Annotated in this window: 23 protein-coding genes; 11 read left to right on the top strand and 12 right to left on the bottom strand. The window is 65.0% G+C overall.

From position 1 onward, the window contains the following. Positions 1-253: 253 nt before the first annotated feature. On the bottom strand, positions 254-871 hold the full coding sequence (locus tag AC1DDG_RS13460) for an alpha/beta hydrolase (RefSeq protein ID WP_476876432.1): 618 nt from the start codon (positions 869-871) through the stop codon (positions 254-256). Between the two features lie 197 nt (positions 872-1,068). On the opposite strand from AC1DDG_RS13460, the gene AC1DDG_RS13455 reads away from it, so the two are divergent. The 7 genes from AC1DDG_RS13455 (at position 1,069) to AC1DDG_RS13425 (ending at position 6,822) form a co-directional block, all read left to right on the top strand. Then, entirely contained in the window at positions 1,069-1,326 is a 258-nt protein-coding gene (locus tag AC1DDG_RS13455) for a DUF6458 family protein (protein WP_230120063.1), read from the top strand. A 321-nt stretch (positions 1,327-1,647) separates the two neighbouring features. Continuing rightward, entirely contained in the window at positions 1,648-2,457 is an 810-nt protein-coding gene (locus AC1DDG_RS13450) for a DeoR/GlpR family DNA-binding transcription regulator (protein ID WP_230120064.1), read from the top strand. Continuing rightward, the gene (locus tag AC1DDG_RS13445; protein ID WP_476876431.1) at positions 2,454-3,452 is read left to right on the top strand and encodes a 1-phosphofructokinase family hexose kinase; all 999 of its coding nucleotides are present in this window, start codon (positions 2,454-2,456) and stop codon (positions 3,450-3,452) included. The genes AC1DDG_RS13450 and AC1DDG_RS13445 overlap by 4 nt, the downstream gene beginning before the upstream one ends. A 2-nt stretch (positions 3,453-3,454) precedes the next feature. Continuing rightward, on the top strand, positions 3,455-5,488 hold the full coding sequence (locus AC1DDG_RS13440) for a PTS fructose transporter subunit IIABC (RefSeq protein ID WP_476876430.1): 2,034 nt from the start codon (positions 3,455-3,457) through the stop codon (positions 5,486-5,488). 46 nt (positions 5,489-5,534) lie between these two features. After that, entirely contained in the window at positions 5,535-5,813 is a 279-nt protein-coding gene (locus AC1DDG_RS13435; RefSeq protein ID WP_230120067.1) for an HPr family phosphocarrier protein, read from the top strand. A gap of 230 nt (positions 5,814-6,043) precedes the next feature. Then, a complete protein-coding gene (locus AC1DDG_RS13430; RefSeq protein ID WP_230120068.1) occupies positions 6,044-6,514 on the top strand; it encodes an SRPBCC family protein in 471 nt (156 codons plus the stop codon). Positions 6,515-6,555: 41 nt separating this feature from the next. Further along, a complete protein-coding gene (locus AC1DDG_RS13425) occupies positions 6,556-6,822 on the top strand; it encodes a DUF7218 family protein (RefSeq protein WP_476876429.1) in 267 nt (88 codons plus the stop codon). Positions 6,823-6,863: 41 nt separating this feature from the next. Here AC1DDG_RS13425 and ku read toward each other — a convergent pair whose 3' ends face one another. Continuing rightward, positions 6,864-7,910, bottom strand: a complete 1,047-nt coding sequence (ku, locus tag AC1DDG_RS13420; RefSeq protein ID WP_476876428.1) for a non-homologous end joining protein Ku — start codon at positions 7,908-7,910, stop codon at positions 6,864-6,866. Positions 7,911-7,950: 40 nt separating this feature from the next. Here ku and AC1DDG_RS13415 point away from each other — a divergent pair, with 40 nt between their 5' ends. Next, positions 7,951-10,644, top strand: coding sequence for an ATP-dependent DNA ligase (locus AC1DDG_RS13415; protein WP_476876427.1), 2,694 nt, complete (start codon positions 7,951-7,953; stop codon positions 10,642-10,644). 113 nt (positions 10,645-10,757) lie between these two features. Here AC1DDG_RS13415 and AC1DDG_RS13410 read toward each other — a convergent pair whose 3' ends face one another. Together AC1DDG_RS13410 and AC1DDG_RS13405 are read right to left on the bottom strand one after the other, a co-directional pair. After that, on the bottom strand, positions 10,758-11,018 hold the full coding sequence (locus AC1DDG_RS13410; RefSeq protein WP_230120072.1) for a hypothetical protein: 261 nt from the start codon (positions 11,016-11,018) through the stop codon (positions 10,758-10,760). A 204-nt stretch (positions 11,019-11,222) separates the two neighbouring features. Further along, positions 11,223-11,729 (bottom strand): DUF2231 domain-containing protein, encoded by a 507-nt coding sequence (locus tag AC1DDG_RS13405; RefSeq protein WP_230120073.1) that lies wholly within the window; start codon positions 11,727-11,729, stop codon positions 11,223-11,225. Between the two features lie 497 nt (positions 11,730-12,226). Here AC1DDG_RS13405 and AC1DDG_RS13400 point away from each other — a divergent pair, with 497 nt between their 5' ends. After that, positions 12,227-13,819 (top strand): MFS transporter, encoded by a 1,593-nt coding sequence (locus AC1DDG_RS13400; protein WP_476876426.1) that lies wholly within the window; start codon positions 12,227-12,229, stop codon positions 13,817-13,819. Positions 13,820-14,019: 200 nt separating this feature from the next. After that, complete coding sequence (locus tag AC1DDG_RS13395) at positions 14,020-15,105, top strand: FUSC family protein (RefSeq protein WP_476876425.1); 1,086 nt, start codon at positions 14,020-14,022, stop codon at positions 15,103-15,105. Here the strand turns inward: AC1DDG_RS13395 and AC1DDG_RS13390 are convergent. Beyond that, positions 15,044-15,844 carry an SDR family NAD(P)-dependent oxidoreductase gene (locus AC1DDG_RS13390; RefSeq protein WP_476876424.1) on the bottom strand — a complete coding sequence of 267 codons (801 nt, stop codon included), beginning with the start codon at positions 15,842-15,844 and terminating at the stop codon, positions 15,044-15,046. The two genes, AC1DDG_RS13395 and AC1DDG_RS13390, sit on opposite strands and share 62 nt — an antisense overlap. 169 nt (positions 15,845-16,013) lie before the next feature. Here AC1DDG_RS13390 and AC1DDG_RS13385 point away from each other — a divergent pair, with 169 nt between their 5' ends. Further along, on the top strand, positions 16,014-16,469 hold the full coding sequence (locus tag AC1DDG_RS13385) for a hypothetical protein (RefSeq protein WP_476876423.1): 456 nt from the start codon (positions 16,014-16,016) through the stop codon (positions 16,467-16,469). 60 nt (positions 16,470-16,529) lie between these two features. Here AC1DDG_RS13385 and AC1DDG_RS13380 read toward each other — a convergent pair whose 3' ends face one another. The 7 genes from AC1DDG_RS13380 to AC1DDG_RS13350 all read right to left on the bottom strand — a co-directional run bounded on the left by AC1DDG_RS13380 (position 16,530) and on the right by AC1DDG_RS13350 (position 22,830). Continuing rightward, positions 16,530-16,823 (bottom strand): hypothetical protein, encoded by a 294-nt coding sequence (locus tag AC1DDG_RS13380; RefSeq protein WP_476876422.1) that lies wholly within the window; start codon positions 16,821-16,823, stop codon positions 16,530-16,532. After that, a complete protein-coding gene (locus AC1DDG_RS13375; RefSeq protein WP_476876421.1) occupies positions 16,820-17,299 on the bottom strand; it encodes a hypothetical protein in 480 nt (159 codons plus the stop codon). Before AC1DDG_RS13375 ends, AC1DDG_RS13380 begins: the two co-directional genes overlap by 4 nt. 196 nt (positions 17,300-17,495) lie before the next feature. After that, positions 17,496-17,849 carry a GNAT family N-acetyltransferase gene (locus AC1DDG_RS13370; RefSeq protein ID WP_476876420.1) on the bottom strand — a complete coding sequence of 118 codons (354 nt, stop codon included), beginning with the start codon at positions 17,847-17,849 and terminating at the stop codon, positions 17,496-17,498. Next, positions 17,846-19,162, bottom strand: coding sequence for an acyltransferase family protein (locus AC1DDG_RS13365; RefSeq protein WP_476876419.1), 1,317 nt, complete (start codon positions 19,160-19,162; stop codon positions 17,846-17,848). Before AC1DDG_RS13365 ends, AC1DDG_RS13370 begins: the two co-directional genes overlap by 4 nt. A gap of 81 nt (positions 19,163-19,243) precedes the next feature. Then, entirely contained in the window at positions 19,244-20,872 is a 1,629-nt protein-coding gene (locus AC1DDG_RS13360; protein ID WP_476876418.1) for an acyl-CoA synthetase, read from the bottom strand. Positions 20,873-20,914: 42 nt separating this feature from the next. Then, complete coding sequence (locus AC1DDG_RS13355) at positions 20,915-22,294, bottom strand: MFS transporter (RefSeq protein WP_476876417.1); 1,380 nt, start codon at positions 22,292-22,294, stop codon at positions 20,915-20,917. Positions 22,295-22,374: 80 nt separating this feature from the next. Continuing rightward, a complete protein-coding gene (locus tag AC1DDG_RS13350) occupies positions 22,375-22,830 on the bottom strand; it encodes a MaoC family dehydratase (protein ID WP_028270914.1) in 456 nt (151 codons plus the stop codon). Positions 22,831-22,876: the final 46 nt, after the last annotated feature.

The raw sequence follows: 22,876 nt of genomic DNA, 5'->3' as shown, positions 1-22,876 counted from the left end.
AGAAACGTCTGCTTCCATCATGAGGCCGTTGTCCGGTCAGGGCAAACGCGCCCGGATTCACGCCCGCAGGCAATTGCACATGCATCGCGTGACCCAGCCCTTTCAACACTCAGTCAAGGACCGGTAGTTTCGGCCGAAGACGAGTGTAAGCGCTTACAAATTTGGCGTGCAACTGTTTTTACCAAACCGCAGGAGTTTGACTCCCCGGGGACCAACTCCTGGCGCTTTTCATCAGCTCAGGGCAGGACGCAGCTCAGGGCAGGACGTAGTGGCGCAGGAACGCACTGACGTCCACCATCTCCCTCTTGGACATTGCATGGCCCATGCCCGGGTACGTGCGTGCCGTCAGCTGGGTGTGGGCATTCAGCCACTCCTCGGCATAGGCAACAGCTTCCTCGTTGATGATCAGGTCGGCCCTGTCCCGTCCCCAGAAAAAGGGCGGCGGGGTGTCGAACGATTCACTGAGCGCCAGCAGATCGTTGTCCAGCACAAAGCCGGAAAGGCCGACGACGGCCGGAAAGTCCCGCGGCCGCAGCCGCAGCAGGGTGCTCGCCATGGCCATCCCCTGCGAATACCCCAGCAGGCTCACGCTGCTGTGGCCGCCCTTGACGGAGTCAATCCAGGAAAAGACCGAGTTGGCCGCGGCAATGACATCGGCGAAGTCGTTCGTAAGGAAGTAGTCCAGCAGGAACCAGCCGTAACCGTCGGCGATTGGCATCGGTGCGCGGAGAGCGGCGCATGTGAATTCGGACGGGAGGTACTCGAACAGATTGACCATCCGCGACTCGTCCGTGCCATAGCCATGCATCATCACGAGCAGCGGCGTGCCGGCGCGCTCATTTTCCGGCTTCGACCAAACGACTGTCTCCATCGGAACAGCCTAACGACTCCCCGTGCGGGAACTGCGGGCCGGCCAGCGTGCTGACCTGCGCGTTTGATTGAAACAGGGGGTACTGCGCTGTAGCCTGACGATTGACAGCATGCTTAGCGAGTGGCGCATGATTCGCCGGATTTACCGAATGCCGTACTTACCAAGTTGCGAGAAGCCGCTAACACAAGGAGCAAGTCATGAGAATCGGTTCCGCCATCTTCCTCATTGCCATCGGTGCCATCCTCGCCTGGGCCATCACCCCCGGCCTGATTCCCAATGTCGACCAGACTTTGGTCGGCTACATCCTGATGGCGGTGGGAGTTATCGGGCTGATCGCTTCGCTTGTCCTGGCGTCCCCCGGCCGAAGCCGCCGCATCAGCGAGACACGTTCCGTCGTGGACCCCAACACCGGCGAGCGCATCACGCGCAACGAAAGCCGCGACGGCGGACTGTAGCCCCGCCGCTGCCCGCCGGATCCAGCCGGGTGCCCTTCCGTGAAACTCCAGATAAAGCACCGGACTGCCGGGCCAGACCCTTCGGTCCGGCCCGGCAGTCTGTTTTCATGTTGTTTTTCATTGACAAAGCAACATGATCGAAGATAAAGTCAAGTAATTACAGATCGTGTGATGGCAGTCACTGAGGCTTCAATCGCTGGAGTGTCGGCCGCTGGCAGTAGGCCCCGGGAAGACAGCCAGCCGGAAGCCGTTCGCTGATCAGTAAGAGACAGACGATTTTGCAGTATTCACGCAGAGCAGTACTTACGCAATGGAGGGTATGTGTTTGCCGAGGAGCGTCAGCAGCAGATCGCGGGGCTCGTTGCAGCCAGCGGCCGCGCCAGCGTGACCGACCTCGCAGAGCGCTTCAGGATCACCACCGAAACCGTCCGCCGCGATCTCGCCGCCCTTGAATCCGCCGGCAGCGTCCGCCGCGTTCACGGCGGCGCTGTTTCCGCGGACCGTTTCAGCACCACCGAAGAAAGCATCCTGGAGCGGACCATCCAGCGCCAGGGGCAGAAGCACCGCATCGCCGAGGCTGCCCTCGCCTTCCTGCCGCAGGGCCCCTCGAGCAGCATCCTCCTGGACGCCGGCTCAACCACCGAGGTCCTGGCCGACATCCTGGCCCGCCGCAGTGCCGTATCAGCCAAGCACAACGGAGCGGAACAGAATCAGGAACTGGTGGTCATCACGCACGCCATTCCCATCGCCGCCAAACTCGCCAGTACGCCGGGCATCGCCCTGCAGATCCTGGGCGGCCGGGTCCGGGGACTGACTCAGGCCGCCGTTGGCCAGGCAACCGTGGACGCCGCCCAGAAGCTCCGCCCGGACATCGCCTTCGTGGGAACCAACGGCATCCACGCAAGCTTTGGCCTGAGCACCCCCGATCCCGAAGAAGCCGCCGTCAAGGCTGCCTTCGTCCACTCGGCCCGCCGCATTGTGGTGCTGGCCGATTCGTCCAAGCTGGATGCGGAAACGCTGGTCCAGTTCGCCTCATTGAAAGATCTGGACACCGTGATCACTGACCGCAAGCCCAGCCCCGAACTAGCCGCGGCCCTCGCCGACGCCGGCGTTGAGCTGGTGATCGCATGATCGTCACGCTCACGGCAAACCCCAGCCTCGACCGCACGGTGGCGCTCCCGGGCCCGCTCGAACGCGGCGAGGTCCAGCGTGCCGTCTCCGTCAGCCAGGAGTCCGGCGGCAAGGGAGTCAACGTCTCCCGCGCCCTGGTGGCCTCCGGGCTGGAGACCGTCGCGGTGCTCCCCGGCGGGGACTCCGATCCCGTCCTGGCCGGGCTTCGTGACGCCGGGGTGCCGTTCGCGGCGCTGGCCATCCATGAGCCGCTCCGGACCAATGTGGCCCTCACTGAGCCCGGCGGCGTCACCACCAAGATCAACGAGCCCGGCCCGGTGCTCGGCGAAGACGCCCAGGAGGCGCTCATTGGGCTGCTCCTGGAACGCGCCAAGGGCGCCAGCTGGGTTGTCCTCGCGGGGTCGCTCCCGCCGGGAGTTCCTAACGATTTTTACGCCACTGTCACCCGGAGGCTTCGTTCCGCGGACACTGGAAACAGCGTTCCACAGATCGCCGTCGATTCCTCCGGGGCACCACTCGCCGCGGCCATCGCCGGCGATGCATCAGGGTCAGTCTCCGGGAAACCGGACCTGCTCAAACCCAACGCCGAGGAGCTCGCGGAACTTGCCGCCGCGGCAGGATTCGCCTCGGTGAGCACGGCTGAGGAACTCGAAGCGGATCCGGAGGCTGCCGCGGCAGCCGCCGCCGCCGTCGTGCGTTCCGGCGTAGGGGCCGTGTTGGCAACGCTCGGTTCAAAGGGCGCTGTCCTTGTGACGGCCGACGGCGCGTGGCTGGCCACGCATCCGCCGGTCACCGCGGTCAGTACGGTCGGCGCGGGCGATTCGTCGCTGGCTGGCTATCTGCTCGCCGCCAGCCAGGGCGCCGCCCCGGCTGATTGCCTCCGTCAAGCTGTGGCGCACGGCGCCGCAGCCGCTTCCCTGCCGGGCTCCACAGTTCCGGCAGTCCACCAAACTACCCCCGACGCCGTTACCATCACGGCCCTCCGGAAGGATTGACAGTGACTCAGCTCATCACCACCGACCTGGTCGAGCTCGACCAGAACCTGGGCAATTCGCCCGAGGACGTGATCCGCCACCTGGCTGGCAGGGTTGCTGCCACCGGCCGCGCGAGCGAAGTCGAAGGCCTCTTCACTGACGCCTTCGCCCGCGAGCAGAAGACGGCAACCGGCGTGCCCGGCGGCATCGCGATCCCCCACTGCCGCTCGTCCGCGGTGACCGTTCCCACGCTCGCCATGGCCCGTCTCTCCCAGCCCGTCGACTTCGGCGCCAAGGATGGCCCCGCCGACCTCATCTTCTTTATCGCAGCCCCCGCCGGCGCAGACCAGGAGCACCTCAAGCTCCTGTCCAAGCTGGCCCGGTCGCTGATCAAGAAGGACTTCACCGGTGCCCTGCGCGCCGCGTCCAGCCAGACGGAAATCGTTGAACTCGTCGAGGGCGCCCTGGCTGACAAGCCTGCGGCACCCGCCGCTGCACAAGCCCCGGCACCAGCAGCCGCCGGCGCCGCTGCCCCCGCGAAGGGTGGCCCGAAGCGCCTCGTCGCCGTCACGGCCTGCCCCACCGGCATCGCCCACACCTACATGGCAGCCGACTCCCTCGTCGCAGCGGCCCAGGAAATGGGCGTGGACCTCCAGGTGGAGACCCAGGGCTCCTCGGGCGCCAAGCCCCTCGACCCTGCCATCATCGCCGCAGCCGACGCCGTGATCTTCGCCGTGGACGTGGATGTGCGCGGCAAGGAGCGGTTCGCAGGCAAGCCCGTCATCAATGCCCCGGTCAAGCGCGGCATCGACGAACCCGCCAAGATGGTCCAGGAAGCGCTGGATGCCGCGGACAACCCGCACGCCCGCCGCGTTCCGCACTTTGGCGCCGAAGAGCAGGCCGAGCAGGAGGCCACCGAAAAGGGCGAACACATCGGCCAGAAGCTGAAGAGGGCCCTGCTCACCGGTGTCAGTTACATGATTCCCTTTGTTGCCGGCGGCGGCCTGCTGATCGCCCTGGGCTTCCTGCTGGCTGGTTTCGACATCGCCCTGGGCACAAAAGCCAACGACATCCTGGCAAACAACACCCTGCTCAACCTTCCCGACGGCAACCTGGCCCTCTACCTGGGCACCGTTTTCTTCAAGGTCGGCGCCCTGTCCATGGGCTTCCTGGTGCCCGCACTGGCCGGCTACATCGCCTACGCCATCGCCGACCGTCCGGGCATTGCGCCAGGTTTCGTGGCCGGTGCCGTATCCGGTTTCATGGGTGCCGGGTTCCTCGGCGGCATCGTCGGCGGCTTGCTCGCAGGCTACATCGCACACGTGATCGGGACATGGTCGGTGCCGCGCTGGCTCCGCGGCCTGATGCCGGTCGTGATCATTCCGCTGCTCGCTTCCATCGTCGCTTCGGGCGCTATGTTCCTGTTCCTCGGCGGACCGATCGCAGCCATCACTGTGGGGCTGAACACCTGGCTCTCCGGCATGTCCGGTGCCTCGGCCATCGTGCTGGGCATCATCCTCGGCCTCATGATGTGCTTCGACCTCGGCGGCCCGGTCAACAAGGTTGCCTACGCTTTCGCCGTCGCCGGGCTCGGTGCAGGAAGCGCCACCAACCAGGCGCCGTGGCAGATCATGGCGACCGTCATGGCTGCCGGCATGGTCCCGCCGCTCGCGATGGCCCTGGCCACCGTCCTGGACAAGAAGCTCTTCAGTCTGGCTGAGCGCGAGAACGGCAAGGCAGCCTGGCTGCTGGGTGCCTCCTTCATCTCGGAGGGCGCCATTCCGTTCGCCGCAGCCGATCCGCTGCGCGTCATCCCCGCGAGCATGGTGGGCGGCGCCGTCACCGGCGCTCTCACCATGGCCACCGGTGTAACGTCACAGGCACCCCACGGTGGAATCTTTGTGTTCTTCGCCATCGGTAACGTCGTGATGTTCATCGTCGCCATCCTGGCCGGCACCGTTGTCAGCGCGCTGATCGTGGTCGCACTCAAGCGCTGGGCTGCCCGCAAGCCCGTTGATACGGTGGAGACCGTCCCTGAAGCCGTCCCCGCCCGCTGATTCTTCAGCAGCCCAATTCCCCCTACCGCAATCGCAAGGAGCAAAAATGTCCGAACGTACCGCAACCGTCGCCAGCCGAGTAGGCCTGCACGCCCGCCCCGCCGCCATCTTCGCTGAGGCAGCCGGCGAGTTTGACCTCGACATCACTATCGCCCGCGAAGGTGAGCCGGCTGACGAAGCCATGGACGCCGCCAGCATCCTTTCCCTCATGAGCCTTGGCGCATCGCACGGCGACGTTGTGGTGCTCCGGGCAGAGGGTGATGGCGCCGACGTCGCCCTCGATCGTCTGGTCCAGATCCTCGAGACCGACCACGACGCCGAATAGGTCTAAGCAGGCTCACGACGGCCGGCTTCCGGCGCAGCATCCCGACAGCCGGGAACTGCGCCGGGGCCGGCCGTTGCTGTTTCCGAGTTCTCGCTGTCCATCAAAAATCCCGACTGGTAAGCAAACTTAGCAGTTTCTTGTTTTTGCTCTTCAGCCCCACTAGCTTGGAATTGTGCCCCGCGCCGTTCAGTACCGCCCGGACATCCCGGGCTGAAGGAAGGCCTGACAAAGTGACAACCTTGCAGGAAAGCATTGACGTCGAAGTTCCGGTCAACACCGCCTACAACCAGTGGACGCAGTTCGAATCTTTCCCCCGGTTCATGAAGGGGGTTGAATCCGTCGAGCAGATCGACGAGACCTCGCTCCACTTCCGGACGAGGGTAGCCGGCATCAGGCGCGAATACGACGCGCAGATCCTTGAGCAAACGCCGGACCGGTGCATCGCCTGGGTCAGCAAGGACAAACCCCGCAATGCCGGCAGAGTCACCTTCGAAAGCCTCGGTCAGGACCTTTGCCGCGTGAACGTGGAACTTGAATGGGAGCCGGAGGGCCTCCTCGAAAAGACCGGCGCCGCCGCGCACGTGGATGAAACGCAGGTTTCGTCCGACCTGCTGCGCTTCAAGGAGTTCATCGAATCACGCGGCATCGAGACCGGCGCCTGGCGCTCGTCCGTGGATCGCGGAGAAGTCGACGCCGAGTAAATGGATGTGCACTAACAAAACCCCGATCCGCGGAGGTAGCCATGCCTGAGAGAAAGAACCCGAGCCTCAAGGATGCCAAACTCTACGAAGAGCTCCGTGAGGATGGAGCGTCGAAGCAGAAGGCGGCCCGCATCTCCAACGCCGCCGCCAATAAGGGCCGCTCCGAAGTTGGCCGCAAAGGCGGGAAGTCCGGCGACTACGACGACTGGACCGTGGCCCAGCTTAAAGCCAAAGCCAAAGAGATCGGCCTCAAAGGGTATTCCGGCAAGAAGAAGAGCGAGCTCATTTCCGCGCTCAGAAATTCCTGAGCGGTGCGCTCATGAGACCGGCGGCCGGGGTGTCCGGTTCCTCAAGCGCCCTTCCGCGCGGTCTTGGCGGCGGCCGGCTTCGCAGCAGCCTTGGTGGCAGCAGTCTTGGTGGCGGCCGGCTTGGCGGCAGTCTTGGCAGCAGTCTTGGTGGCGGCCGGCTTGGCAGCAGTCTTGGTGGCCGCACCGGTCTTCGCCGCCGTGCCTGTCCTGGGCGCTGCCTTGGCCGCAGTTTTGGTGCCGGACCTCGCGGCCGTCTTTGCCGGAGCCCTGGAGGCACCGCCGGCCTCTTCACCGCCACCTGCCCCGCGTTTCCGGTCCAAACTGCGCTTGAGCGCCTCCATCAGGTCGATGACTTCCCCGTTGCCGGACTCCCCGGCCTCGACGCCGAAGGTCTCTTCCGTATCCAGGGAGTCGCCCTTCTCCAGCTTGGCCTCGATGAGCTGGCGCAGCTGGGACTGGTAGTCGTCCGTGAACTGCTCCGGTTCGAAATCGGAGGCCATGGACTCCACCAGCGCGGCGGACATTTCACGTTCCTGAGCGGAGATCCGGATGGTCGTCTCCAGGGCAGGAAAACCTGCCTCACGCACCTCGTCGGCCCACAGCAGGGCCTGCAGCATCAGGACGTCGTCCCGGATCCGCAGAGCACCCAGCCGCGTCTTGTCCCGCAGGGCGAACTGCACGATTGCCACACGGTCGGTGTCCTCGAGCGCCCGGCGCAACAGCATGTAGGCCTTGGGCGACTTCGAATCCGGTTCCAGGTAGTAGCTCTTCTCAAACATGATCGGATCAAGCTGCTCGGACGGAACGAACTGGACCACTTCGATCTCGTGGCTGTTTTCCGCGGGAATGGCCTTGAGCTCCTCGCGGGAAAGGACCACGGTCCGGCCGTCGTCCTCGAAGGCTTTATCGATATCGGCATAGTCCACGACCTTGCTGCAGACCTCACAGCGGCGCTGGTAGCGGATCCGGCCGCCGTCGGCGTTGTGCACCTGATGGAGGCTGATGTCATGGTCCTCGGTGGCGCTGTACACCTTGACCGGGACGTTGACCAGCCCGAACGCAATGGCGCCTTTCCAGATCGCTCTCATGAGACAAGTGAACATCACACTTCGCCGGAGGTGAAGCCCTTTGGCCGGCGGTAAGGAACGGGTGCGGGTCGGCGGCCGCGAATTGACGCTGACCAACCTGGACAAGGTGCTCTACCCTGCGACCGGTACCACCAAGGCAGACGTCCTGGCCTATTACGCCGCTGTGGCCCCCGCGCTGATCCCGGCTGCAGCCAACCGGCCGGCCACGCGGAAGCGGTGGGTCCACGGCGTGGGGACGGCGGAAGAGCCCGGGCAGATGTTTTTTCAGAAGAACCTCGACCATTCCACTCCCGGGTGGGTTCCCCGGGCCGCCATCACCCACAAGACCAGCACCAATTACTATCCGCTGGTGAACGACCCCGCCACGCTGACATGGCTGGCGCAGATCGCCTCGCTGGAGATCCACGTCCCGCAGTGGAGGGTGGACTCGCACGGCAACGCGCTGCCGCCTGACCGGATCGTCCTGGACCTGGATCCCGGCGAAGGGGCAGGCCTCCCTGAATGCGTGCAGGTGGCATTGCTGGCGCGGGACATCCTGAAGGACGTGGGACTGGACCCGGTTCCGGTGACGAGCGGCAGCAAGGGCATCCACCTCTACGCCGGCCTCGACGGCACGCAGACCTCGGACCAGATTTCCGATTTCGCCCATGAACTGGCCCGCGCGCTTGAGGCCGACCACCCGGACCTCGCTGTCAGCGACATGAAAAAGGCACTTCGAACGGGCAAGGTCCTGGTGGACTGGAGCCAGAACAACGCGGCCAAGACCACCATCGTTCCATACTCGCTGCGCGGACGGCTGACGCCCACCGTGGCTGCTCCGCGGACCTGGCGGGAGCTGAGTTCCGCGTCCCTCCGGCAGTTGGACTACGAGGACGTCATGCGCCGGGTAGGAGCCGGCAAGGATCCCTTTGCCATCGTTGACGAGAGCAGCGGAGCCGCCCACACCGTACCGTCCAGCGCGGACCACAGGCACGGGGACCACTTACCCGGACACGTCGGCACCGGCCACCACAGCGCAACGCCGGCCGCTGGAACGGCCGACGGCGGCGCTCGCCGAAGCGGCGGCCATGAGGATCCGCGACTGGACAAGTACCGCTCCCTGCGGGACCAGGGTGAGACGCCGGAGCCATTTACCGCCGAAAAGCACCACTCAGCCAAGGGCGGCAGCGACCGGGTCCTGGAAGACGCCCAGGCCAGCGCAGCAGAGAACGCCGGGAACCAGGATGCGAACGAAATCTTCGTGATCCAGGAGCACCATGCCAGCCGCCTGCACTACGACTTCCGGCTCGAGCACGAGGGCGTACTGGTCTCGTGGGCGCTGCCGAAGGGCGTTCCGGAGACTGGCGCCAAGAACCATCTGGCCGTCCAGACCGAGGACCACCCGATGGACTACGCCGATTTCGAAGGCACCATTCCCAAGGGTCAATATGGCGCCGGCACAGTCAGCCTCTGGGACAGGGGCGTGTATGAACTGGAAAAGTGGGTCAACGGCAAGGAAGTCATCGCCACGCTCACTGGCCAGGAGGGCGGCGGGCTTGGCGGCACCAGGAGATTCGCCCTGATCCACACCGGGCAGGGCCAGGGCGAGCAAAGCCAGTGGCTCATCCACCTGATGGACAAGGGATCCGGTATCCGGACAAAGCGCGCCGCCTCAACGGCAGCAACGGAGTCTGCGCCCGCCAACGCGGCGCCCGGTGAGGACACGGCTGCCGTGGCCGCATCCACCAAGGGCCCACCCACGAAGGCCGCATCCCGACGAAACAGCATCATCGAGGACCCTGTCCCGATGCTGGCAACCGCGGGCACCACCGCCGACCTCTACGGCAGCGAGTGGCTTTTCGAACTCAAATGGGACGGGATCCGTGCCCTGGTGGTGGCGGACAGCGAAAAGATCCGACTCATCAGCCGCAACGGAAACGACATGTCCGCCAGCTACCCGGAACTGACGGACCGGGACTGCTGGCCGCCGCAGGACTTCATAGCGGATGGTGAGATCATCGCCGTCGGACCCCGCGGCAGGCCGGACTTCGGGCTCCTTCAGGGGCGGATGAAGCTAACCAAACCCGGTGATGTGAAGAAGGCCCGTGCCGCCATCCCGGTGCGGCTCATGCTTTTCGATCTGCTCGCCTACGGCGGCGAGGACCTGCGCAGGCTCCCCCTCGAGGAACGCCGGGACCGGCTCGCTGACTTTTACCGTCCGTCGGAGTTCCCGGTGGAGCTCTCCGAGACCTTAGACGAGCGTGTGGAACACATCCTGGAAAGTGCGCGGGAACTTGGTCTGGAAGGGGTCATGGCCAAACGCGCTGACAGCCGCTATGTCAGCGGCCAGCGGAGCCGGTCGTGGATCAAGCTCAAGATTGAGCAGACGCAGGAAGTGGTGGTGGGCGGCTGGCGGCCGGGCAGGGGTGAACGGTCGGACACCGTGGGGTCATTGCTGCTGGGCATACCCGACGGGAAGAAACTCCGCTACGTGGGCCGCGTTGGCAGCGGCTTCAGCAGCCGCGAATTGAAGGAACTGCGCCAGACCATGGACGGGCTGACCCGGAAGACCTCGCCGTTTGAAGAGGTTCCCGCCCTCGACGCAGCCGACGCCCGCTGGGTTACGCCCGGCCTCGTGGGCGAGGTGACTTTCGGCGAGTGGACCGGCAGCGGAAAACTCCGGCACCCGGTGTGGCGCGGCTGGCGGCTGGATAAGAAGCCGGAGGACGTCGTCGCCGAATCCGCCGGTTCCTGAGCCGGACGGGCAACCTCAAAGTCACCGGGACGCGCACAACGGCCCAAGACGCGCAAATGGTCCGGCGACACCCGAATTCGGGTGTCGCCGGACCATTTCAGTCTCGAACGGTGCTAGGACGAGTGCGGCATCTGGGGACGGCCGGTCCGGTGGACGGCGGTCACGGCAGCCTCCTGCCCTGCGCGGCCGTGGCTCGAACCGCGGTCCTTGGGATGGCGGCGCTTACCGTTGCCGTCTGGCCACTGACGCGCTCCGCCCATGGCCGCGGTGACGGCGATGGTTTCCGGAGTGGGCAGCGGCGGCCTGTCCATAGACTCAGTCAGATGTGCAGCCACATCCGGTTTGATGGAGCTTCCTATATTCATGTCACCCATTTGTTCTTCCTTTCTGCAATGAAACGAAGCGTTCACCCCTATGAGGGCCGTGATTCAGGCGTCCCTGCTGTAATCACGAAAGGTTGTGTCATTGGGACTCGGCGCGAACCGAAGGCCACCAGCCGGCCAGCTACTCAAAGATCAGTGTTCCCATGGCTCCACGATAGGCAGAAACCAGCCGCGCGGGAACCCCCGGGAAGCCAATCAGTCCTGGGCTTCTTGGCTAAAGGAGTTCTCCCAGACCGCACGGGATCCGGCTTCCCCGATCTCCGCCACCTTGAAGACCGTTCCGCCGCACAGGATGAGAACCAGTACGACGGCGACCGCCCCCGCTATCCGGGAGCCGGCGGTTCCCAGCTTCTTCCGCATTCCATCCGCCTGCGTGGTCCCGTACCGGAACCACAGCCACTGCGCCATGGCCACGACAAACACGCCGATGACCCAGGGCAGCAATGAGCTGGCAATGCCGGTGTGCGCGGTGATGGCCGGGGTCGTATCCACACGCTTCATCAGCCACTCCCCGGCCTGCTGGGTGATCGGGACCAGCACCAGCGCCCCCAGGGCTATCAGCGGGGTCACGATTCCCAGCCGCCGACGGGCAATTGGCCAGACGATGCTCAGCACGGTGCACAAGGCGGCCAGCGGAACAAACACCACGGTGCCATGCACCAGCAACACATGCATTGGCAGACCGTTGATTACGTAGTCCATGCCGAACACCCCTGTCTGGAATTAACGAACCTTCTCCGGGCTTCCCCGGATCATCCATACCGGGTTTACCCACTCAGACGACCGCCGGCGAAGAACGGTTCAATCGGGGAACTCCCGCCCTGGCTTCCTGGGGCCGCGCCGGCAGGCCTGTTGTGCCAATCGGGGGGCCTTCTGTCGCGTCTGCAGGGCACCTTCTCGGGTACCTCGATAGGCAGTCCAAAAGCGCTCGCGGGCGGCCCATTACCCGGAAAATACGGCCCCAAACGGGCCCCGGAACAAAAAGTTTGATAACGATGCCAGCCGGAGCCCGGATTCCCCGGAATGGCGCGGTGAAACCGGGCAAAACAAATCTGATATTTGCTTGCCGAGGGCGGTGAAACTGTTGATCATACGGCACCAAACTCTGATTTGCCATGGAAATCGCGTAAAATTGAAGGCCTGCCCGGAGCGGGGCAGCTACAAGTCGCAAGCAAATGACCTCCACAGGAGTCGCCCAAATGCCCACAGACCGAAGCACGACCGACTCTTCAGCAGGCGTTATTAACGCCAGCGGAACCAACCAAGTGGCACCCCAGGGTGTAAAGAAACCAAAGCTGCTCGCACGTCGGCGGCTCAAGGTGTCCGACGTCAATGTCGTTGACCAGCCCATGCTTAAGAAGGCGCTCGGCGGAACCATCGTGGGTAACACCATGGAGTGGTACGACGTCGGCGTGTTCGGCTACCTGATCACCACCATGGGACCGGTGTTCCTGCCCGAGGCGGATGCCAAAGTCCAGACGCTGTTCCTGCTGGGCACCTTCGCCGCGACCTTCATTGCCCGTCCGCTGGGCGGCGTGATCTTCGGCTGGCTCGGTGACAAGATCGGCCGCCAGAAGGTTCTGGCCGCAACCCTGATGCTGATGGCCGCCAGCACCTTCGCCGTCGGCCTCCTGCCCGGCTACGCGCAGATCGGCATCTGGGCCGCTGCGCTCCTGGTTGTCCTCAAGCTCATCCAGGGCTTCTCCACGGGCGGTGAATACGCCGGCGCCACCACGTTCGTGAGCGAGTACGCCCCGGACAAGCGGCGCGGCTTCTTTGCCAGCTTCCTGGACATGGGCAGCTACCTGGGCTTCGCCCTCGGCGCCGCCCTCGTATCCGTGCTGCAGCTGACCCTTGGCCAGACCGCCATGGAGGAGTGGGGCTGGCGCCTGCCGTTCCTCCTCGCCGGCCCCCTGGGCCTCATCGCCGTCTACTTCCGGAGCAAGATCGAGGAATCCCCGCAGTTCCAGGCCACCCTGGACGCCCAGGAAGACCAGGCCAAGGGTGCAGCCGCCGGAGACGAGGCTGCCGTCAAGGGGCCTCTGGGCATCGTCAAGGCCTACTGGCGTTCCCTCATCGTGGCCATGATCCTGGTGGCCGCCGCCAACACCGCCGGCTATGCCCTCACCTCCTACATGCCCACGTACCTGACAGAGTCCAAGGGCTACGATCCCGTTCACGGCACGCTGCTGACCATCCCCGTGCTGGTCATCATGAGCCTCTGCATTCCGCTGACCGGCAAGCTGTCTGACCGAATCGGGCGCCGCCCGGTGCTGTGGATCGGCGCGTTGAGCACCGTGGTGCTGGCCGCCCCGGCCTTCATGCTGATCGGCATCGGCAGCATCTGGTCAACGCTGGCCGGCCTGGCCCTGGTCGCCTTCCCCGTGACGTTCTACGTGGCAAACCTGGCCTCGGCCCTGCCGGCCCAGTTCCCCACTGCAAGCCGTTACGGCGCCATGGGTATCGCCTACAACTTCGCCGTAGCGATCTTCGGCGGCACCACCCCGTTCATCGTGGCCGCCCTGATCAGCGCCACGGGCAATGACATGATGCCTGCCTACTACCTCATGGTCACCTCGGCCATCGGTGCAGTCGCGATCTACTTCCTGAAGGAATCCGCGCAGCGGCCGCTGCCGGGCTCCATGCCCAGCGTCGACACGCAGGCCGAGGCCCGTGAACTCGTGGCCACGCAGGACGAGAACCCGCTGATTGACCTCGACGAACTGCCGTTCGAGGCCCAGGACACACAGGACCGGGACGCAGACCAGGCCAAGGTTCCTGCCAACGCCTGATGCGGTAGCAGCTCCGTCTCCGTGATGAAGGCCTGTCCGGCGTGCTGTCCTTGGGGGCGGCACGCCGGGCGGGCCTTCGCTCTGTGTCGCATTAACCACTGTGTCGCCTTAACCACTGCGGAGTCACTCCGTCGGTGTTACTTTTTCTAGGGTGCTGCTCCAGCCGGGGGCAGCCAGCGTAGACGGTTGGAGGAGCTCCCGTGCGGCCTGTCCTTCGCCACGTCCGGCAGCTGCACAGTCTGGGGCCATCCAACAACGACCATCTCTCCGCACTGCGGGTAGCCGTCAGCGTGGCGGTTCCGTCGCTCCTGCTTCTCCTCTGCGGCCGGCCGGACCTGATCATCTATGCCGTGTTCGGGGCACTGACCGGGATGTACGGACGGAATGAGCCCCACCAGCTCCGGCTGCGGCACCAACTGCAGGCGGCGCTGGTGCTGCTCTCCGGCGTCGGGGTAGGTGTCTTCCTTTCCGTCAACCACCTTCATTCGTGGTGGCTTGTAGCCATCGAAGCCCTCCTTGCCGGGGTGGGTTCCGTCTACTCGGACAAAGTCCGCCTCAAGCCCAATGGCCCCTTTTTCGGCATTCTCGCCCTGGGCGCCTGCGCCTCAGTCCCCACGGCAGTTCCCTGGTACGGCGCCCTGCTTATCGGCGCCGGATCGGCCGCGTTCTCGCTCTTCGTCGGTTTCGGCGGCTGGGTCCGCGGCCGTGCGTGGAACCCAGGCGCGGCGAGGGACTCCGTCCGGTTGCAGGGTCGGCTGCGGCGCAAGGCCGTCATCCACGCCGCGCGCTACGTACTGGCGGTGGGAGCAGCCGGTACGGTCGGCGTCCTCACGGGCAGCGGCCATCCGCACTGGGCCATGGCGGCGGCCGCCGTTCCGCTCGCGGGGGCCGACCTGCCCAGCAGCGTCCACCGCGGCATCCACCGCATTATGGGGACGCTGCTCGGGCTGGTGATCGTCGCCGTCGTGCTGCTGCCGGGGCCGTGGGCCCTGCTGCACCTTTTTCCGGGAGCCGAAGCCGCCGTCCTCGCATTCCTGGTGATCACCTTCCAGTTCACCACTGAGCTGTTCATGACGCGGCACTATGGCCTGGCCATGGTCTCGTTCACCCCGGTCATTCTCCTCATGACCCAGCTGGCTGCTCCGGCCGACCCCTACATCCTCATTGCCGAGCGCGGCGTGGAGACCCTAGTAGGTGCCGTGACCGGCATCCTGGTGGTGGTGCTTATCCGTTCCCGCCGGAGGCCCGCCCCGGCTCCTTCGGCTTCTTCGGGGGCCCGGCCGTGATCCGGTCCGGGAGGATCCGCGCGGCAGCAGCGAGGACCTTATAGCGCTTGGTGGGAATGGAAACCGCCTTGCCCCGTGCATTGTCCGCCAGGCCTTCCCGGACCACTCTGCCCGGACGCAGCCAGGTCCAGCCGGGCGCCACGGATTTATCCATCCCCATCCGGTCGTGGAACTCCGTATGGACGAATCCCGGGCAGACCGCCGTGACCTTCACTCCCCTGGGGGAGTACGCGAGGTTGGCCCAGCGGCTGAAGCTCAGCAGCCAGGCCTTCGCCGCCGAATATGAGCCTCGGGGAAGGAACGCCGCCACGCTCGCCACGTTGATGATCCTGCCCGATCCGCGTTCCAGCATCCCCTGCAGTGCGGCGTGGCTGAGCTCCATGGCTGTTTCCACGTGCAGTTTCAGGTGCTTCTTCTCGTCCTCGATGCTGTTCTGGTCAAAGTCGTGCAGCAGCCCGATCCCGGCATTGTTCACCAGAATTTCGACGGGACGCGAAGCGTCGGAGAGACGCGCAACGACGGCGGCCACGCCGTCGTCGTCCGTCAGGTCCGCGGGCAGCACTTCAGCCGTGGTTCCGAACCGCCGCGTCAGCTCTGCCGCCACCGATTGCAGCCGCGCCTCATCGCGGGCCACCAGCACCACATCGTGGCCCTGCTCCGCGAGCTGGTGCGCGAACTCCGCCCCGAGTCCCGCGGTGGCGCCGGTGACAAGGGCTGTACTGCCGGATCTGGGTGTCATGGCCCCAGCCTAATTGCATCCGGGCGGTTTGCCTCCGGGCCGTTTGCATCCGGGCCGTTCGCTGCAGAATCCGTGGCTGCCGGAGGGAGCGCGGAGTAGAGTGCCTACAAGGTTTCAACAGGGCCTGTGCCCAGGCGTACAGTCCGGGCGCGGCAGGAAGCAGGGGGACATGCCCGACGCCGGTTCTGACCCGATCGACTTCCGCGAGATTGATGTACACGGAAATCCGACCCATTTCGGTCGTGCGAATCTCGGCCGCGAATCCCCGCCCGGACCTGGGACCCACAGCCCCGGGGCCAACGGCCCTGGCGCCCGCGAATGGAGTTCGGCCGAGGCCTCCGGGGCAGGGTTCACCCCGCGGGGAGGCCGCTTCCCGGTCAACCCGTTCATCGCGGTGCTGTGGGTCCTTGTTGCAGGTCTGATCCTGGCCGCCTTCGGAGCGTTCAACGTCGCTCAGGAATCCCTCAACGCGCCAACGTCAGTCGAGTCCCCGCAGATGGGCTATATGTGGATGAGCTTCGCACCCTTCCTGCTGTTCGCCGGAGTCCTCGGCCTGCTGGGGCTCCTGTTCTGGCACGCCACCCAGTGGGGCAGCAACCGCGAAAAGCAGCCCCCGCCGTCGTAATCCACCCGGATCCACCAGACGGGGTGGTGCGGTGCCCGCGTTCAGCCGCAGCTGCGTAAGCTATCCGGCCGGCACCTCAGTACCGGCGCGCCCTCCGGAATGCCCGGCGAGCCCTCCGGAGCCGTGATCGTCGGAGTCCGCCGCCTCACGCGCAGTGGCTGCCAGCCGCCGCATCTGGAGTTCGTCCGCGACCTGGATGTACCACGCGTAGGCACCGAAAGCGGGGCTGGGGGTGTCCAAATGCCGGTACAGGGCATCGGCCAGTTCTGCGAGCGCGGATTCGGGCATCGTCGCCACTGTCGCCGCCGGATCGACGGTTTCGTCGAGGTATCGGGCAAGGTCCTTCTCATTCATCTGGCACTCCCCGCTTCAACCAGCCCGGCAAGTTTTCCGTTCACGGCAGGCAGGTGGCCAACCGCCCCGGTCAGCGGCGGCAGCGCGCCAGGTACCGGCTCGGTGTCGGCGTCCCCGGAATGAATGGGGCAGACCGGGATGTCGTCGGGTTCGAGGAGGGTCAGTTGGAACATGTCTGCGTCGTCAAGGGCGGCAGCGGCAGCATTTCCGAGTTCAGGATGCACGTCCGCATGTTCGCTGTCGTCATGCGGTTCCGGCAGTGCGGCGTTCTGCAGGTAGGAAAGCACTGACGGCTCAAGGTGCGAAGACTCGCGGAAGTCCAGGGTGATGCTTGGACCGGTCGCCAGCCGCTGGGCGCGGAGCAGGAGGTGAAGCAGCACGGGGAAGTTTGTCTGGGTCAGGCAGCCACCAATTTCGAGGGTGACACGTCCGGGATCGAGATCCACGCGGACCAGGACACGCAGTTTGTGGTTCAAAGAATTCTCCAAGGGAAAGTCCGTAAGCCAACTGCATAGCCCAGACTGAATCGTACGCAATTGTCGTGGGCGTCACAAGTCGCGGTACCGGGCACGAACGCCGGGCACGAACGCTTAGCGCCAACGCCCGGGGCACGCACGGTGGCTCAAGGCCGGTGAACCGTCCCGAGGTGTTCTGCCGTATCTGGGGGAGTTCTCACGTACCGAGGAGCTTGGGGGCGGCCTCCTCCGGCCAGTCGATGCACTGCGTGTAAATCTCATGCTTGCGGAGGTAGTGCGCCGTGAACGGGCAGTGCGGAATGATGCGTTTTCCCGCGGCTACGACGTCGTCCAGCGCAAAGTGCACCAGCACGTTGGCCAGGCCCTGGCCCTTAAACTCTTCGGCCGTCTCCGTGTGAATGAAGTCGACGTGGCCGGGTTTGTCCATGATCCTGATGTTGACCGCCAGTTTCCCGCCGACGTGCAGCTCGTAGCGGTGGAGCGCATCGTTCCGGAAGGTCGTGACATCCGGGGTGAATTGGTCCTCGGTGGATACCGTGTTCTCCGTCATGGTTCGACATTGGCACTTAATGACTGTGCTGGCAATGGCTCCTCCGCGCGGACCGGCACCCGGCCCAGCAGCAGGACAGCGAGCGTGAAGCAGGCGGCGCCCCCGCCCAGCAGGGTGAGCGTCAGCCCGTTGAACGCGGCGTCAGCCACGGGGATGAAGACGACGACGGCGGCGGTCACCACCGCGGCAGAAGGCCGCCCGCGCGAGTGGGCAGCCGCCGTCGGCCGTTCCTCCAGCCGGCCGAACAATGCGACGGCGGGCAACAGCAGGGCAACAACGCCAAGCAGCACCAGCGGCCTCGACCACCACCACTCGGCGGTTCCGGACACGGGCTTGGGGAAGTCGGTGAGCAGGAGCAAGCCGGTCATGGCGGCGAGCAAGGGCAGGTGCCAGAGGTAGACGGTCATCGCACGGCGGCCGACCAATGCCACCACTGTCCGAACCCACCGCATGGAAGCGAGTCGGCCCAGCACGGGCCCGGAAAGCTGCAGCGTGGCGGCCTGCGAAACGCCGAGCAGCAGCAGGCAGAAGTTGGGAGGATTCAGGTTCACCAGCATGTTGTTCCGGTACAGACCCAGACCCGTAACGACGAGGAGCAGCAGATTGCTGGCGGCGATCAGCCCGACCAGCGAGGAAATCCTGCGCCTGGCGAGATAACCGTCGGCCACAAAAAAGCCGAGCTGCTGCACGGCGCACCACAGGAAAATCATGTTGACGTAGGCGAGCAGCGGCATGGCGCCGCGGAAACAGTCGATCGCCACAATTAGGGACGCCAGGCCGCAAAGTGTCAGCCAAGGTGCGCGCCGATGGAGCCGGGCCAGGAGCGGGATGTTCAGTTGCGCCGCCAGATAGGCTGCGAGGAACCACAGCGGCATGCCGGCCCCGCTGGCCATGAGTTCCACCACTTGGGGCGCAACGCCAAGGAGCAGGGCACCCCACAAACCGAGGAACATCACGGCCAGCAGCGCCGCCGCCGGCCGGATGAGCCGCAGCAGCCGCGTCTGGGCGAACTCATAGCCGTTGCCGCCGCGGGCCTGCGTGCGCCGCCATGACTGCAGCCCGGTGATGCCGCCGGCCACAAAGAAGAGCGGCATCACCATGAAGATCCAGATAACGGGTTCGAACCAGTCCTGTTCCGCGAGGGTGTTGACTGTGGTGACCGTACCGTCGGGGTGCAGCACCGGGCTGGTCATCATGCAGTGTCCCACCACCACAAGTGTGAGGCAGGCGAACCGCGCCATATCGATGGCCTGGTCGCGCTCCGGCGCGGCTGTACCGGCAACGGACCCCGGCCGGCCCAGTGATTCCTCCATGGCGCCCCTTACAAACGCGGAACTGGCGAATGTCTTGGTACCGTCCATTCTCCGCCCGGTCCAAGGCGGTTGCCAGCAGGGTCAGGCTTGGCTGGACATCTGGCGCAGCTCGGCCTTCCTGATCTTGCCGCTGGCGGTCCTGGGCATTTCGCTGACGAACACCACCGACTTGGGGATCTTGTACCGGGCGAGCCGGCCGTCCAGATACTCGCGGAGCTGCTGTTCGCTCAGGTCCGCGCCCTCGCGGAGCAGGATCACTGCGCGGGGCACCTCTCCCCATTTCTCGTCGGGCACACCGATGACAGCTACGCTTCCGACGGCCTCCAGTTCGATGATGGCCTGCTCCACTTCCGCCGGGTAGATGTTCTCACCGCCGGAGATGATCATGTCCTTAAGCCGGTCAGAGACAAAGACAAAACCGTCCGGATCCCTGTACCCCATGTCGCCGGATTTGAACCACCCGCCGTCGGCGTAGGAGGCTGCCGATTCTTCGGGACGGTTCCAGTATTCATGGATGACGTTCGGTCCCTTGATCTGGATTTCCCCGACTGTTCCGGCCGGAGAGGGATCCCCGAGCGGGTCCGCAATCCGGATGTCGGTGAAGAAATGCGGCAGGCCTGAGGAGCCCGCCTTGTCCCGGGACCGGGACACCGGGAGGGTCGTGGCGCCCGGCGCTGTTTCAGTCATGCCATAACCGTTGGAGAACCTGAGTCCCCGCGCCTCGTAGGCCTCCAGCACGCGAAGGGGTACCGCGGAACCGCCGCAGGTGAGCTTGTTCAGCGAGCTGATGTCCGCCGTCGCCCAGTCCGGATGCTCGCAGAGCAGCTGGTACGTGGTGGGGACGCCGCTGATGGTGCTGACCCTGTGCTGTCCGATGAGCTGCAGGACCCGTTGGGGATCAAATTTGGCTTCCAGGATTACTGTCCCGCCTTTGAGGAGGGTGGGAAGCACACCCATGTCCAGGGATGCCACGTGGAACATCGGTGAAATCATCAGGGCCACGTCGGCGGATGAGAAGTCAAAGTCCACAATGACGTTGATGCAGTTCCACGTGATGTTGCCGTGGGTGAGCAGGGCACCCTTGGGACGACCCGTAGTGCCCGAGGTGTAGAGGATCATGGCACCGTCATCCAGGCCGACGGCTTCATCAAGGGGCTGCGCCGCACCGGTAGCCACGACGTCGCGGTACTCCTCCCGCGCCGGCTGCCCGGCAGCCCGGCTCTTCCCGCCGGAAGTGGTTTGGTCGGTGGCCGGTGCGGAATCACCGGAACGGCCGGCGGCGGTTGGGCCGCCCCCAGTTGAGCCGTCCCCGGAGTCGTCGACGGCGATGAGCCTGCCCACCGCCGTCCCGGCGGCGCCGCGGGCGGCGAGGTCGCTGAGGCTTTCGGCGTAAATCAGGACCCCGGCTGCGCAGTCCTGAAGCTGATACTGGATTTCCGGAGGCGCCAGCCGGGTGTTGAGCGGAACAAAGATGGCACCCAAAAGGCCACAGGCGAAGAGCGTTTCCAGGAAAGCTGGATGGTTCTCGCCGAGGTAACCAACCCTGTCCCCCTGGGCGACGCCCCGGTCCCGCAGGGCGTTCGCGAGCCGGTCGGTTCGTTGGGCCAACTGCTCGTAGCTGAGTTCATGGTCCCCGGAAATGAGGGCGGTCTTGGTGCCGGACTTCGGGCTGCGCCGTCGCAGCCACGAACCGATGCCTGAATTCTCCATCGTTGGTCCTTTCTTATCTCAAGGTAGTCCTGCGGAGGCGGGTCAGAGCTTCACGGTCTGCAGATCGTTGTTCTTCGGTTCTTTGGTGAGCAGGATGAAGACGATGGAAACAACCGACATGATGGCGAGGTACCAAACCACCGAAGCCGTGTTTTGGCCCGAGTCCTTGAAAATCTGCGCCACGATGCCCGGCGTGAACCCTGCGCCCAGGAGCGTGGCGAGCTGGTAGCCCAGCGACGCACCCGTGTAGCGGGACGTGGTGCCGAACTGTTCGGAGACAAACGCAGCGAGCGGGCCGAACAGCGTGGAGTGGATCATGAGGCCGACGGTGAAGGCAACGAAGATCAGCGCGATGTTGTTGGAGGACAGCAGCTGGAACATCGGCACCAGGTAAAGGATAAAGAGCACCAGCCCGCTGATCATGACAGGCCGCCGCCCCAGTTTGTCCGAGAGCCGGCCGCCCATCACAACGAACGCGATGGAGATGAGTGAGGCCGCCGCGTAGGCATACAGCACGCCCTGCCTGTCGGCGCCCTTGGAAACCGCGAACGTGACGGCGAACGTGGCCAGGACTACCTGCAGCGCGAAACCGGCTGCGCCCGCGAGCATGGTGAAGATCAGGGTCTTGGGCTTGCGGATGACCTGCAGCAGCGGAATCCCCTGCTTGGCCGCGGCCGTTGCGTGTTTCCCCTGTTCAAGCCGTTCCTGTTCAAGCCGTTCCTGTTCAAGCCGTTCCTGTTCAAGGGCCGCCTTGAAGATGGGGCTCTCGGACACCTTGAGCCGGACGAACATGCCCACGCCTAGCAGCACGAAAGACAGCAGGAACGGCACGCGCCAGCCCCAGGCAAGGAACTGGTCGTTGGGCAGCGAGGAGAAAGCACCCATGATGAACGTGCCGAGGACGGCACCGGTCGGAGCGCCGGCGTTGACGAAGGACGCAGCGAAGCCGCGTTTGCCCGATTCGGAATGCTCCAGGGCCATCAGGGCAGCGCCGCCCCATTCGCCGCCTACCGCGATTCCCTGCGCCACGCGGAGGATCACGAGCATTACTGCGCCCCACGGGCCGGCAACGGAGGCGCCCGGAACCAGCCCGATCAGCGTGGAGGCCAGGCCCATGACCAGCATGGAGATGATCAGCATGCCCTTTCGGCCCATTTTGTCCCCGAAGTGGCCGAAAATGATGCCTCCCAGCGGACGGGCCACGTAGCCGGCAGCGAACGTTCCGTACGCCGCCACCACGCCCACCCAGTCGTCCATGCCGGAGAAGAAGACCTTGGGAAAGACCACGGCCGCGGCTGTGGCGTAGAGGAGAAAATCGTAGTACTCGATGGTGCTGCCCAGGTAGCTGGAGGCAATGACGGTGCGCGCCTCATTGCGCCGGCTGGCAGTGTCCATGGCCTGAAGCTGCGATATTTGGGACATCGTTGTTCCTTAAAGCAGAGGGGTGGGTGGAACGGGTGGAGGCGGTGGCCTCCAGAAGCGGGGCTACTTGTAGAACCGGCCTACTTGTAGAAGCGGGCGAGGAACTCGGCTACGACGGCGGGGCGTTCCTGGCCTTCGATTTCGATGGTGTTGGATACCTTGATCTGGGCGCCGCCCTTGACCTCGGTGACCTCGGCGATGGTGGCCTGCATGCGGATCCGCGAACCGACCTTCACTGGTGAGGTGAAGCGGACCTTGTCCAGGCCGTAGTTGACCTTCGTGGTGACGCCGTCGACGTCGAACAGCTCGCCCCAGAATGGGATGATGAGCGAGAGCGTGAGGAAACCGTGCGCGATCGGGGCGCCGAACGGGCCGTCTTTGGCTCGTTCGGGATCCACGTGGATCCACTGGTCGTCACCGGTGGCATCGGCGAATTTGTTGATCTGTTCCTGGGTGATTTCGCGGTATTCGGTCACGCCGAGGTCGGTTCCGGCGAGGGTGAGCAGTTTGTCGAAGTCGACGACGAGATTGGGCATTTGTGCCTCCTGTGGCGGTTTTTGGGATTGCGGAAGTACGACGGCG

The sequence above is a fragment of the Arthrobacter sp. 10L430 genome, from assembly GCF_056395245.1.
This window is presented reverse-complemented; position numbering and strand designations above follow the sequence as displayed.

Bases quoted from the DNA above. Each gene is read 5' to 3' on its own strand.
- AC1DDG_RS13460 (WP_476876432.1), bottom strand. From the start codon at position 871: ATGGAGACAGTCGTTTGGTCGAAGCCGGAAAATGAGCGCGCCGGCACG.
- AC1DDG_RS13455 (WP_230120063.1), top strand. From the start codon at position 1,069: ATGAGAATCGGTTCCGCCATCTTCCTCATTGCCATCGGTGCCATCCTC.
- AC1DDG_RS13445 (WP_476876431.1), top strand. From the start codon at position 2,454: ATGATCGTCACGCTCACGGCAAACCCCAGCCTCGACCGCACGGTGGCG.
- AC1DDG_RS13435 (WP_230120067.1), top strand. From the start codon at position 5,535: ATGTCCGAACGTACCGCAACCGTCGCCAGCCGAGTAGGCCTGCACGCC.
- AC1DDG_RS13425 (WP_476876429.1), top strand. From the start codon at position 6,556: ATGCCTGAGAGAAAGAACCCGAGCCTCAAGGATGCCAAACTCTACGAA.
- ku (WP_476876428.1), bottom strand. From the start codon at position 7,910: ATGAGAGCGATCTGGAAAGGCGCCATTGCGTTCGGGCTGGTCAACGTC.
- AC1DDG_RS13410 (WP_230120072.1), bottom strand. From the start codon at position 11,018: ATGGGTGACATGAATATAGGAAGCTCCATCAAACCGGATGTGGCTGCA.
- AC1DDG_RS13405 (WP_230120073.1), bottom strand. From the start codon at position 11,729: ATGGACTACGTAATCAACGGTCTGCCAATGCATGTGTTGCTGGTGCAT.
- AC1DDG_RS13400 (WP_476876426.1), top strand. From the start codon at position 12,227: ATGCCCACAGACCGAAGCACGACCGACTCTTCAGCAGGCGTTATTAAC.
- AC1DDG_RS13390 (WP_476876424.1), bottom strand. From the start codon at position 15,844: ATGACACCCAGATCCGGCAGTACAGCCCTTGTCACCGGCGCCACCGCG.
- AC1DDG_RS13385 (WP_476876423.1), top strand. From the start codon at position 16,014: ATGCCCGACGCCGGTTCTGACCCGATCGACTTCCGCGAGATTGATGTA.
- AC1DDG_RS13380 (WP_476876422.1), bottom strand. From the start codon at position 16,823: ATGAATGAGAAGGACCTTGCCCGATACCTCGACGAAACCGTCGATCCG.
- AC1DDG_RS13370 (WP_476876420.1), bottom strand. From the start codon at position 17,849: ATGACGGAGAACACGGTATCCACCGAGGACCAATTCACCCCGGATGTC.
- AC1DDG_RS13365 (WP_476876419.1), bottom strand. From the start codon at position 19,162: ATGGAGGAATCACTGGGCCGGCCGGGGTCCGTTGCCGGTACAGCCGCG.
- AC1DDG_RS13360 (WP_476876418.1), bottom strand. From the start codon at position 20,872: ATGGAGAATTCAGGCATCGGTTCGTGGCTGCGACGGCGCAGCCCGAAG.
- AC1DDG_RS13355 (WP_476876417.1), bottom strand. From the start codon at position 22,294: ATGTCCCAAATATCGCAGCTTCAGGCCATGGACACTGCCAGCCGGCGC.
- AC1DDG_RS13350 (WP_028270914.1), bottom strand. From the start codon at position 22,830: ATGCCCAATCTCGTCGTCGACTTCGACAAACTGCTCACCCTCGCCGGA.